The organism is Mesorhizobium sp. WSM4842, assembly GCF_055901575.1.
Map to the genome: position 1 here is coordinate 6,425,654 of NZ_CM148372.1, position 12,274 is coordinate 6,437,927.

Annotated in this window: 8 protein-coding genes; 6 read left to right on the forward strand and 2 right to left on the reverse strand. The window is 60.2% G+C overall.

Annotation, left to right across the window (positions count from 1 at the left end; all coding sequences use genetic code 11):
* Position 1: 1 nt before the first annotated feature.
* On the reverse strand, positions 2-1,885 hold the full coding sequence (locus AC0NIE_RS31155; RefSeq protein ID WP_473486192.1) for a sensor histidine kinase: 1,884 nt from the start codon (positions 1,883-1,885) through the stop codon (positions 2-4).
* Positions 1,886-2,115: 230 nt separating this feature from the next.
* Between AC0NIE_RS31155 and AC0NIE_RS31160 the strand changes: the two genes are divergently transcribed.
* The 6 genes from AC0NIE_RS31160 to AC0NIE_RS31185 all read left to right on the forward strand — a co-directional run bounded on the left by AC0NIE_RS31160 (position 2,116) and on the right by AC0NIE_RS31185 (position 10,695).
* Complete coding sequence (locus AC0NIE_RS31160; RefSeq protein WP_473486193.1) at positions 2,116-3,825, forward strand: arylsulfatase; 1,710 nt, start codon at positions 2,116-2,118, stop codon at positions 3,823-3,825.
* A gap of 233 nt (positions 3,826-4,058) precedes the next feature.
* Positions 4,059-5,681: an arylsulfatase gene (locus AC0NIE_RS31165; RefSeq protein WP_473486194.1), complete on the forward strand. Its 1,623-nt coding sequence runs from the start codon at positions 4,059-4,061 to the stop codon at positions 5,679-5,681.
* Between the two features lie 74 nt (positions 5,682-5,755).
* Positions 5,756-6,766 carry an HAD family hydrolase gene (locus tag AC0NIE_RS31170; RefSeq protein WP_473486195.1) on the forward strand — a complete coding sequence of 337 codons (1,011 nt, stop codon included), beginning with the start codon at positions 5,756-5,758 and terminating at the stop codon, positions 6,764-6,766.
* A gap of 56 nt (positions 6,767-6,822) precedes the next feature.
* Positions 6,823-7,560: a hypothetical protein gene (locus tag AC0NIE_RS31175; protein ID WP_473486196.1), complete on the forward strand. Its 738-nt coding sequence runs from the start codon at positions 6,823-6,825 to the stop codon at positions 7,558-7,560.
* 202 nt (positions 7,561-7,762) lie between these two features.
* Entirely contained in the window at positions 7,763-8,329 is a 567-nt protein-coding gene (locus AC0NIE_RS31180) for a hypothetical protein (protein ID WP_473486197.1), read from the forward strand.
* Between the two features lie 86 nt (positions 8,330-8,415).
* On the forward strand, positions 8,416-10,695 hold the full coding sequence (locus tag AC0NIE_RS31185; protein ID WP_473486198.1) for a tetratricopeptide repeat protein: 2,280 nt from the start codon (positions 8,416-8,418) through the stop codon (positions 10,693-10,695).
* Positions 10,696-11,046: 351 nt separating this feature from the next.
* Here the strand turns inward: AC0NIE_RS31185 and AC0NIE_RS31190 are convergent, their stop codons facing one another.
* The gene (locus AC0NIE_RS31190) at positions 11,047-12,246 is read right to left on the reverse strand and encodes an IS256 family transposase (RefSeq protein ID WP_474044558.1); all 1,200 of its coding nucleotides are present in this window, start codon (positions 12,244-12,246) and stop codon (positions 11,047-11,049) included.
* Positions 12,247-12,274: the final 28 nt, after the last annotated feature.

Consider the following 12,274-nt stretch of genomic DNA (forward strand, 5'->3'; position numbering starts at 1 on the left):
TTCAAGTGGCCTCCGCGAGCGGCAGGACGAAGCGGAACACCGCGCCGCCGCCGACGCGATTGTCCGCCCAGATCTTTCCACCGTAAGTTTCCACGATCGCGCGAGCGATGGAGAGCCCCAGCCCGGTTCCGGTTGGCTTTGTCGTGTAGAATGCTGCGAAGATACTATCGAGATGGTCTTTTGGGATGCCCCTGCCGGTGTCTGAAATCGACATCTCGACCCTGGCATCGCCCTGTAACGCCGTCTGAAACACAAGCTTGCGGTTCGCTGTTACCGATTCGACCATCGCGTCCATTGCATTGGTCGCGAGATTCAGGATGACCTGCTGCAGATGAACCTTGTCGGCGCGAACCGGCAGTCTGCCCGTGGATTGCTCGGCGCTTACGGCCACCTGTTTCTTCGCGGCTTCAGCGCGCAAGATACAAATGGCGCCGTCGACGACCTCATTGAGGTCAAACTCCTGCCAGTCGATCGCACTCCTTTTCTTCAGCATACCCCGAAGGCGAAGAATAATATCGCCTGCTCGCTGGTCGTCGTCCCTGATGTCAGCCAAAATCTGCTGGATGAGATCCAGATCAGGCGTCTTTCCCTTGAGTATGATCTCCGCTGCCTCGGCATTGCTGAGAATGGCGCCCAGCGGCTGGTTGAGTTCGTGAGCGATCGATGCCGACAATGCGCCTGCGGTTGCAGACTGATTCATGTGGACCAGCTCAAGGAGACGCAGGCTGGATTCACCTTCGGCGGCGAAACGCCGGCGTCGCTCGAAGAGCAGCCCAGTGATGATCAGGGCCTGTAAGGCGACCAGGGCAATGGCTGCCGCGACCAAATCGCCATGCTGCTCCCAAAGCGTAGGTTCTCTGAAACTCAACGCGGTCTCTGCAGGAAGCGCGCTTTCCGACAGGCCCCATCGCTTTAGCTGCCTTGCGTCGGCAAAGAATGTTTGCGGCACTTCGATGTCTGTGATCGGCTTTCCCGCGAGTGCATCCAAAGCCAAGCCGGCGACCGCGTTTCCCAAGGAGTCGAAGGTTACCGAGTTTCCGCCCACGACACCTTGACCAACGTAGGTGTCATAGGGTCCATAAATCGGCGCACTGGCCTTCGCCGCCACTATTCCTAAAGCGTCTTTGGGCAGGAAGTTGCGGCCTGTACTATCGGCAAGAATGGTGAGGAACAGGACAATACTGTCCGGTGGGAAATGGGAGGCACGCTCCACGAATTCATCGATCGAATAACCTTCCAAGTAGGTGGTTGCGTAATCTTTTGAAGCGACCGCGAGGTCGGTTCTAGCGCTGTCAAGCCAAGTGCGATCGAAAGCTGCCGAACCACCAATGATGAAAAGATTTTCGGCGTCGGGCTGGAGGGCGCGGGCCAATTCGAGCGTCTTGGCAATATCGAATTCGCTGAAAGCCCCGACGACATCTGCCGGCAAGTTGAGTTTCGAAGCACTGTCACGCCCGAAGCCGCAGAACACGATCTTTGCGTCGGGCGCGATCGCCTCACGGTTATTGACGATGAAACGGGTTGCCGATTCGCCGAGCGCGATCACGACGTCCGGGCGATGATCGACGTATTTCTCGGACATATACCGCGCCATGCGGTCGATATGGGCTTCCTCGGGAAACCTCGAGAGGTCCAGGAACTCCGAGAAGAGATCGACATTGCCGGACGTCGCCTCGATAAGCCGATTTCTGGCGTTCTCCCCGGCAATCGAGCTTGCGGGCAGTCGCTCGTCATACGGATGGAGGATGAGCACACGCGGAGACCGGCCGACGACCTCAGCTGCTGCAGAGCCGCCGTCCAGAAAAATCGCAATCAAAATTGCAACAAGGAACCTGACCGCGTTCTGGGCGCGTCGGCGCGACCGAACAGGCGGATCGCACAGCATGATGGATACCCCCTCACAAGCCAAGCTTTTAGCTGGGAAAGTAGATCGGGCAGCGTTACCGCATCTGCACCTGAACAACTTCCCCAAAGGACAATATCACCATGTGTTAGCTAGGGCTACCGTAGCGTGATCTTGAGCGCTCCGACTGGTGACGGGAGGTCGTTCAGGCTCGAAATCGTGCCGTGGGCGGTGGCGAGGCATCTATCCGTAAGCAACCAGAGGAGAGGGAAATGAGTCGTAGAATCCTTGACTGCAGCATTGGGATACTGACCGCTGCGACGGTCCTGTGGGGCGCGCATGCGCCGGCACAGGCCCAGGATGCGCAAAAGCCCAACATCCTGTTCATCATGGGCGATGATATCGGCTGGATGCAGCCCAGCATCTATCATCAGGGCCTGATGGTCGGCGAAACGCCCAACATCGATCGCATCGGCCAGGGAGGTGCGAAATTCATGACCTACTATGCCGAGCAGAGCTGCACTGCGGGGCGTACCGCCTTCATCACCGGCATGCAGCCGGTGCGCGTCGGCATGGTCCTGCCGGAGATTCCCGGAAGCCCGTCCTACCTGCGGGCCGGCACGCCCCACCTCGCCAGGTTCCTGAATGATCTCGGCTACTCGACAGGTGAGTTCGGCAAGAACCATCTCGGAGATACCACCGAATCCCTGCCGACCGCACACGGGTTCCAGGAATTTTGGGGCTACCTCTATCACCTCGACGCCATGCAGGGCGTGAGCTTCCCTGACATCAACAAGAGCCCAACCGAGCAGGGGATCGCGCCGCCCTGCATGAATACACCGATCCCCGGCCTGGCCGAGGTTCCGGGCGCTGTCGATCCGAAGACCACGACCTGCCTGACGCCACCGCGTCCAATGCTCGCGTGCACATCCTCCGACGGATCCCCGGCAAATCAGTCCTGCAAGGACGAGGGCCCGCTGACGCTGGAGCGGTCAAAGACCATCGACGAGGAAATCTCCGCCAAGGTCGTCGACTTCCTCGACCGAAACGACCCGAAGACGACCAACAAGCCGTTCTTCGTCTGGTACAACCCGGCCCGCATGCACATCACGACGGTGTTGCCGGACAAGTATCTCAATATGATCGGCGAGCCCGGCGGCAAGGACTGGGGCATGAACGAAGCCGGCATGAAGCAGATGGACGACAATATCGGCGTCGTCCTGAAGAAGCTGGAAGACATGGGCCAGCTCGACAACACCATCGTCGTCTTCACCACCGACAACGGAGCCGAGACGATCACCTTCCCGGATGGCGGCACCACCCCGTTCAAGGGTGGCAAGCTCAGCACCTGGGAAGGCGGCATGCGGGCACCACTGGTCGTTCGCTGGCCGGGGCATATCGAGCCCGGCACCGTCAAGAACGACATGTTCTCGGCGCTCGACTGGCTGCCGACGCTCGTGAACATCGCAGGCGGCCCGAAGGGTGACGAGTTGAAGAAACGGATTGAGGCAGGCACGTATCCGAATGTCGTCAAGACCACACTCGACGGGATCGATCAGCGTGACTTCCTGGAAGGCAAGGCGCCGTCTGCGCGCGACTCTTTCTTGTACTATTCCGGCAAGGAGCCGTCGGCGGTCCGCTACAAGAACTGGAAGATGTATTTCGCGATGGTGTCAGACGATCCGGCTGGCTTCATTGCCGGGGTTATGCCGTACTCGTGGACGCAGGTCGTCAACATCAAGCGCGATCCGTTCGAGACCTCGGTCGGACAACAGATCAAGACGCTCTTTGGTATGGGCGGCTCCATCGCGTCACCGTCCACCGCCTACGTCTATGACTGGAACATCCTGCCCATCGGCCAGCAGTTGTGGCTGAAGCATCTCGAGACCTACATCGCCTTCCCGCCGCTCCAGGACCCTGCAAGCTACAATCTGGAGCAAGTGATGGCGCAAGTCCGGAGCATGAAGACAGGTCACGACTGACCCGCCCGCCAATGCCGGACGCCCCAGGGCGCCCCTCGCTTGATCAGTCAGCACACAAGGCTGACGCTACGGTAAATCCGAGCAACGCTTGATGATATTGTCCTTTGGGGAAGTCAATCGGACCGTGCGCCTGTTGGGTGGCGCGCAGCCGGGCTCACGCACGACCGGACGCACGGGCGCGGAATCGTTCCAATTCGGGCGGTTGACGAGATTTCCAGCAGGAGGAGCTGAACATGAGTCTTAAGATCCTTAGTTACGGCATCGGAACCTTGACTGCCGCGGCGGTGCTTTGGGGTTCGTTTGCCCCAGCGCAGGCTCAGGATGCTGCAAAACCTAACATCGTCGTCATCATGGGCGACGACATCGGCATCTGGAACATCGGCGCCTACCACCGCGGAATGATGGCGGGACGCACGCCGAACCTCGACAAGATTGCGGCAGAAGGCATGCTCTTTACGGACTATTACGCCGAAGCAAGCTGCACGGCAGGCCGCGCAGCCTTCGTTACCGGCGAACTGCCGATCCGCACCGGCATGACCACGGTCGGTCAAGCGGGCGCGACACTCGGCTTGCCCGCAGAAGCGATGACGATTGCGACGGCGCTTAAGGATTTGGGATATGCCACCGGCCAGTTCGGCAAGAACCATCTCGGCGACCGCAACGAGTTCTTGCCCACCGTCCATGGCTTCGACGAGTTCTTCGGCTATCTCTATCATCTCGACGCGATGGAGGACCCCGCGCACCCTGCCTATCCGCAGGAACTGCTGAACAAGGTCGGCCCACGCAACATGGTCCATAGTTGGGCAACCGAAACCGATGATGCGACCGTCGATCCGCGCTGGGGCAAGGTCGGCAAGCAGAAGATCGAAGACGCCGGCACGCTCTATCCCGAGCGGATGGAAACCGTGGACGACGAAATCCGGGACCTCGCCTTCAAGTTCCTGGACAAGGCAAAGGCCGACAACAAGCCGTTCTTCCTCTGGCTCAACCCGACGCGCATGCACATCGTCACCCACCTGTCAGAGAAGTACGAGGGGCTGCGCAACTCGCAGAATGGCTGGACGATCCACGAAGCCGGCATGGCCCAGCTAGACGATGTCGTCGGCGCTACTATGCAGAAGCTCAAGGAGCTAGGCGTGGATGACAACACCATCGTCGTGTTCACGACCGACAACGGCACGGAGACGTTCACCTGGCCTGACGGCGGTAACACGCCGTTCAAAGGGCAAAAGGGTACCACCTACGAAGGCGGCTTCCGTGCCCCAGCGATGATCCGCTGGCCCGGCAAGGTCCCCGCCGGCGTAGTGGAAAACGGCATCGTGTCCGGGATCGACTGGCTGCCGACTTTCGTTGCGGCAGCGGGCAATCCGAACATTTCGGACGAGCTTCTGAAAGGAAAGCAGGTCGGCGACCGTACCTATAAAAATCATCTCGACGGATACAACCAGATGGACCTGATCACAGGCAAAGGTCCTTCGGCCCGCCATGAGATATTCTACTTCGGCGAAAGCTCCCTCGGTGCAGTGCGCGTCGACGATTTCAAGTATCGCTTCCTCGAGCAGCCCGCCGGTTGGATCGGCGGCAAGGTTCAACTCGACGTGCCCACGCTGATCAACCTGCGCCTCGACCCCTTCGAGCGCCTGACCTGGCCGAGGGAGGGTACGCTGGATGGGGCGCAGGAATACTTCAGCTGGTTCCAGTACGAGTTCTGGCGCTTCGTGTTTGTGCAGCAGCAAGTGGCGAAACTCGCCGAGACCGGCATCGAGTATCCGCCGATGCAGAAAGGCGCGAGCTTTAATCTCGAGGCCGTGAAAGCGAAGATCGAGGAAGCCTCGAAGCAGCACGCGGGGCAGTAGTCGTACCCTCAACCTGTCGGGTGGCCCGCAAGGGCCGCCCGACAATGCTGTGTCGTGTTTGAAAGGCTTGCCAAATGTTCGCGACTCTTGATTTCCTCGAACGGACTCGCATTGCAGCGTTGGGAGCCATTACAGCACTGCTGTTTGTTGCTCCGGTGCAGGCCCAGTCCGATCCGTTGCCGTCCTGGAACGACACCGCGCCGAAGGCTGCGATCGTCGAGTTCGTCGAGAAGGTGAGCAAGGAGGGTTCGCCCGACTTCGTGCCGGAGCCCGAACGCATCGCGGTGTTCGACAATGACGGCACGCTGTGGGTCGAACATCCGATGTATGTGCAACTCGCCTTCGCGCTCGACCGTGTAAAAGCCGAGGCGCCAAGTCATCCCGAATGGGCGACCACCCAGCCGTTTCAGGCCGTGCTCGAAGGCGACATGAAGGCGCTCGCAGCAGCCGGTGAAAAGGGCCTGGTGGAACTCATCATGGCGACCCACGCCGGCATGACCGTCACGCAATTCCAGACAATCGTGACCGACTGGATCGCCAACGCGCGCGATCCACGCTTCAAGAAGCCTTATACCGAGTTGGTCTACCAGCCGATGCTCGAACTTCTCGCCTATCTGCGGGCCAACGGGTTCAAAACCTTCATCGTGTCTGGCGGCGGCGTCGAGTTCATGCGCCCCTGGACGGAAAAGGTTTACGGCGTTCCGCCGGAACAGGTGGTCGGCTCTTCGATCAAGACGAAGTTCGCGATGAAGGACGGCGACCCCACGCTGTTTCGATTGCCCGAGGTCAACTTCATCGACGACAAGGCCGGCAAGCCGGTCGGCATTCAGGAGCATATCGGCCGCAAGCCTATTGCCGCGTTCGGCAATTCGGACGGCGATCTTGAAATGCTGCAATGGACGACTCTCGCCGACGGTCTGCAGTTCGGCTTGATCGTTCATCACACCGACGCAGAGCGCGAATATGCCTACGACCGGAAAAGCGAGTTCGGCCATCTCGACCTGGCTCTCGACGCCGCCGCCATCAACAATTGGACGGTCGTCGACATGAAGGCCGACTGGAAGCAGATCTTTCCGGGAAACTAGAGCCAGCGTGACGTGCGTCCGGATTTTCCGTGAAACTCAAAGGGGAGGACAATTCTATGAACATCAGTCGCATCACAGGTACGATAGCCTTCGCCGGCAGTTTGGCCCTAGCAGCCACCGGGGCCGTCGCCCAGGATACAACCAAGAAGCCGCATGTCCCGCTGGAGAAGACCATCGGCGCGGCTACGCCGACCGGTCCGATCCCGTCCTTGGCCGTCATCAATTCGCAGGGCGCCACGCTCGAAGGCGACAAGCTTGTCCTGACGGGCGTTTCGAAAACCTCGATCGTCTTTGCAGATCGTCCCGTGCGCGCCGCAGGTCATGTTGCGACCGAGCAATTCATTATGCAGTGGGATGAGGGCAAGGACAACTTCGCGATTGACCCGCCGAACGCGACCGTCTCTGTTCTTGGGGGCGACGGCTCGGGGGTGAACGACGCCGTCGTTACGCTCAAGGCTCCGAAACTTGAGGGAAACACACTGACGTTCGACGTTGCCGTTCTGGAAGGCAGTCTCAACAGCGCGAGCGGTCCGGCAGCTCTTTTCATTGATGCGTTCGCGGTTCGTGGACCGCGCGGCGGTGGATTCGCCCATGTCGGCGGCTACGGCGGCGTCTATCACGGCGGCGGCGCTTACTGGCATGCCCCTGTCTATCACGGCGCTTGGTATGGTGCTGGCGCTGTGGCGGGGGCCGCAGTTGCCGGAGCTGCTGTTGGCGCCGCTGTCGGGGCCGCTGCCGCCCCATACGCATATCCGCCGTACTGCGGATATTATCCTTACCCCCCGTGCTATTGAGACAATCTGCAACAAGGACGCTGAGCATGGTTTACAAGATGATTTTCAGCGGTCTGATCCTGATGGCCTCCTTTGCGCTCGCCGGCCCTGGGCGAGCGCAAACGATCAGCTATGGCGACGTAACGTGAACCAACATGCTCGAATGCGCGTCCCGCTTGTCGTTGAGCATCCTCGGGAGGCGAGAACTATCAGGATTTTGACGGTGCTGGCAGTGTTGGGCGCAACATCCGACGCGATGGCAGAAAGTACGTCCCTGGGAATATCGGCGACGTCCGACCGGCAGGAACAGGACCTTAGCGTTCCGCAAAGCACCAAGGTCGATGTCAGCGCGTCGCACACGTTTGATGTCGGCGTCATTCTGGGTGCCTCGGTCCAATATTCCGACACTGCCTTCAGCAATTCCGCGACCGCAAACCTCGAAACTACGGCAGGCTATCGAGTTCATTTCAACGATATAGTCTCTGTCATGGGCAGCGTCGGGGTTGGCGCACGGATGCAGGTATCGGGGGACGGCGACGACATTGCATACTATGTGCTGCGCACAGAGGCTGATATAAAGCTCAACAACACAGTGACCTGGAATGCCATTGCGTTTCGATACCGCGATGCATTCGATGTCGATGACGACTACCTAACGCCGCAGCTTGCGACCGGCTTCACTTTTAAACTGGACGAGCACAATTCAGTTTCGAGCAAGGTCCAGTATAACTGGAAGGACTGGAACCCGGACACGATAGGCTTCGAACTAAGCTATGCCCATTCTTTCTAGACGCTCGTTCGAGCGCCTGCCCCATCACCCGTCCTAGCTGGTGATTGGCATTACAGCGTGCTCATGCCAACCGAGCGAAGCCCGTCATGAATGACCGTAACTTGCCTGGACGAGCCGCTGCTAGTCTGGCAATAGCAGCGCTGGGCTCCTTGCTTGTGATAACTACGCCCAGGGCCGGTCTGGCTGCAGAAATAAGTGGTTCCACATCTGATCCACAGATCTCCATTCACGACGGGTTCGTCGACGAAAAAAGATGCGTCTCATGCCATGCGGACCAGGCAGCGGCCTTCGCCAAATCGAACCATGCCAAGGCTATGGCTGTCGCAGACGACAGCACGGTGCGCGCGAACTTCGATGGTGCTCGCTACGAGCATGACGGCGTCCTGACGACCTTCTTCAAACGGGGAAGCCAGTTTTTCGTTCGGACCGAGGGACCGGACGGCAGGCAGGGCGAGTTTCAAGTCAAATACACCTTCGCTTACGAACCGCTGCAGCAGTACCTCGTCGACATAGGCGGCGGCAGGCTGCAAGCGCTCGATATCGCCTGGGACACGATCAGACGGGAATGGCTCTGGCTCGGCACAGGCAAGCCCGCAAAACCCGGCACGACTTACCACTGGACCGGACCCTTCTATCGCTGGAACCGGACTTGCATCGACTGTCACTCCACCGATCCTCAGGCGAATTTTCAGCCGGAGACCGACGAGTACAAATCGACCTATGTCGCGACGAGCATCGGCTGCCAGTCATGCCACGGCGGCGGCGCGAAACATGTGGAATGGGCTGAGGCGGGCGGTTCCCAGTCGGTCGCCAATTCCGGTCTGATCCCGGTCGATCAGAATGTCTGCCTGGGTTGCCACACGCGGCGCACCAAACTTCTTAACGGCTATAGGCCGGGCAAGGTTTTTCTCGAGCATTTCTCGCCTGATCTGCTGCGCCCCGACCTCTACTTTCCCGATGGGCAAATCCTCGACGAGGTTTTCGAATACGGCTCGTTCCAGCAGAGCAAGATGGCGAGAGCCGGCGTCGTCTGCCTCGACTGCCACAGACAACACGAGGCGACCCTGAAAGCCGAGGGCAACTCCGTATGCACCCAATGCCATACCGAGACAAAGCCGGAGCGATTTACGGACTTCGACCCGAGCGGGGATTTTGACACGCCCGCGCATACACATCACCCAGCAGGTTCCGCGGGCGCCCTCTGTGCAAACTGCCATATGCCCGAGCGCACCTATATGAAGGTCGACCCGCGGCGCGACCATTCATTCGTCATTCCACGGCCCGACCTGTCGATAGCCTACGGCACTCCGAACGCCTGCACGACTTGTCATGCAACTCAGACGAACGAGTGGGCGGCGGAAGCGATGGACAAATGGTATGGCGCAGCCTGGCGCGAGCGCCCGACCATCGCCCATGCCTTCGCAGGTGCTGCCCAAAACGATCCGGTAGCTATCGAAGCTTTGCGTGCGCTCGTCGCCGACCGGGAACAGGCGGCCATCGTCAAAGGCAGCGCGATCGTGGAGATGGGACGCCTCGGCGGCGATGCCGTTTTTGCAGATGTGGCTGCCGCGGCAGCAAGCCCCGATCCGCTCGTCCGGCTCGGTGCGGCACAGGCTGCCGGCAGCCTGCCGCCTGAACTGCGGCTCAATGCCATCGGCAAGCTGCTTGCCGACGAGACGCGCGCCGTTCGGGTAGCCGCTGTGACGGCTCTCGGCGATGCGCCGACGAATGATCTGCTCGGTGACCAGCGCCGCAGTTTCGACGTCGCGCTGGAGGATTTGCGCGCCTATGTGCAAGCCAATGCCGACATGGCTGAAGCACAGAACGCCTACGGCCTCTTCCTGATGGGTCAGCGTCAAGCGGATGAAGCCGAAGCCGCTCTTCGTCGTGCCATCTCGCTCGACGGCAGCCTCGCCGGAGCACGCGCCAATCTGGCCGAACTTTACAGGGCGACCGGCCAGAACGAGAAGTCGGAAAGCACTTATGCCGAGGCCATCAAGATCTCGCCCGAAGATCCCCTGCTCCGATACGGCCACGCCCTGTCGCTGGTTCGCGCGAAAAACATGACTGGCGCAATAAGCGAGTTGGAGGCTTCGGTGCGGCTTGCTCCAGCCAATGTTCAATACAGGACCACGCTAGCGATAGCTCTCGACTCTGTCGGTCGCACAGGCGATGCATTCCAAATGCTTGGCGAATCGGTCACCAACGGCTCCGCCGATCCGAACCTGCTCGGCACCGCCATTCAATTTGGGCTTAAGTTGCGGCGCTACCCCGAAACGCTGAGACTGGCTGAAGAACTTGCCCGGCAGCAACCGGACAACGCGCAACTTGCCGACTTGATCGTGCAATTGCGCGCTAGCCGATGAGTGGGAACGCTTGCAGATATTCAGCCAGCGGCAGCTATTGGCCTAACTTTCCTGTTCAATGAGCATAAGCTCCGCCTTTTCTGCCGTCAGCCGCCGCGACCTGTTCTTGTGCAAAGACAGGATGTGCCGAGCCAAACCCGGCAAGCAGCAGCGCCAGCGCCGACCTTCAACATATCATTGCCCGTCATGCTTCGATCCTCCCTGTCTGTCTCGGCAAGCCTTAGGCTGGGCCTTTTTTGCAGTTGTGTGCGTCAAGTTCTGCAAAAATGGCGTGGCATTCAGCGGTGACGTTGGCGTGTCCGCCGCGCAGCCCCCGTGTTTAGCGGAGCGGCGGACATGGCGGGCCGCGTCTCAGGCGGCCAATGCCCTCAGGTTCTCCTTCTTGTGCTCGCGCAGATGATCCATGTTGAGGTAGCGGGTCGCCTCGAGCCAGTTCTCGTGGATCTCCACCGCCAATGCCCGAACCAGCCGCAAACAGCTCTGCGGGTTGGGGAAGATGCGAACGACCAGGGTGCGCCGCTTGATCTCCTGGTTCAGCCGCTCCAGCATGTTCGTCGACTTCATGTGCTTGTGATGCGCCAGCGGCAGCCGATAGAAGCTCAGCGTCTCCTCGATGTTGTTCTCCACCCAATCCACCAGCTTCGGGTATTTGGCCTGCCATTTGGCGATCCACTGCGCCAGGTCGCGCTTGACCTCGGCCAGGTCGCGCCGGTCATAGAACCATCTGAGCTCCATCAGGCAGTCGTCATCGACCTTGCGCGGCACATAGTCGAGCGCGTTTCTGAGGAGGTGCACGTAACAGCGCTGCCAGACTGCCTCGGGCAGGACTTCGTGGATCGCTGCCCTGAGCCCCGGATGGTCGTCGGAGACGACGAACTCGACGCCGGCGAGCCCGCGCTGCTTGAGCCCTGCCACGAACGCGCGCCAGCTCGAATGGCTTTCCCGGTTGGCCAGTTCGACACCGAGCACCTGGCGCCGGCCCTCCCAGTCGACGCCGATCGCCACCAAGACCGCCTGGCTGGCGATCACGCCGGCCTCGCGCGCCCGCTCATAGCGCGCATCCAGAATGAGGTACGGGTAAGGTTCGGCAAGCCGCTGCTCATAGAACGCCTTCAGGGCTTCATCCAGCCGCGCCGTCGCCTGGCTCACCGTCGAGGCCGAGAAGGAATGGCCGCACAGCTCCTCGGTGATCGCCTTGACCTTGCGGGTCGACACACCTTGCACGTACATCTCGACCAGCGCCGATACCAGTGCCTTCTCCGAGCGCTGATAACGCTCGAACAACTCCGTCGAGAACCGGCCGGCCCGATCTTGCGGAACCCGAAGCTCCAGCACGCCAACCCGCGTCACAAGCTTGCGTTCGTAATAGCCGGACCGGTAACCAACCCGCTCCGTCGTCCGCTCGCCTCTCTCGGCCCCGATCGCCTCCGTCATCTCGGCTTCCAAAGCCTCCTGCACGACAGTCTGCAAAACTCTGCGAAAGCCGTCCTCATCCGACAACAGCAACGCTTTCAACTCGCCTCTGCTCAGTCTAACGTCTCGCTTGGTCATGGCACTTACCCTTCCACGGGAATCGGTG

Coding starts and splice junctions, on each gene's coding strand:
- AC0NIE_RS31155 (WP_473486192.1), bottom strand. CDS start 1,885: ATGCTGTGCGATCCGCCTGTTCGGTCGCGCCGACGCGCCCAGAACGCG.
- AC0NIE_RS31160 (WP_473486193.1), top strand. CDS start 2,116: ATGAGTCGTAGAATCCTTGACTGCAGCATTGGGATACTGACCGCTGCG.
- AC0NIE_RS31165 (WP_473486194.1), top strand. CDS start 4,059: ATGAGTCTTAAGATCCTTAGTTACGGCATCGGAACCTTGACTGCCGCG.
- AC0NIE_RS31170 (WP_473486195.1), top strand. CDS start 5,756: ATGTTCGCGACTCTTGATTTCCTCGAACGGACTCGCATTGCAGCGTTG.
- AC0NIE_RS31175 (WP_473486196.1), top strand. CDS start 6,823: ATGAACATCAGTCGCATCACAGGTACGATAGCCTTCGCCGGCAGTTTG.
- AC0NIE_RS31185 (WP_473486198.1), top strand. CDS start 8,416: ATGAATGACCGTAACTTGCCTGGACGAGCCGCTGCTAGTCTGGCAATA.
- AC0NIE_RS31190 (WP_474044558.1), bottom strand. CDS start 12,246: ATGACCAAGCGAGACGTTAGACTGAGCAGAGGCGAGTTGAAAGCGTTG.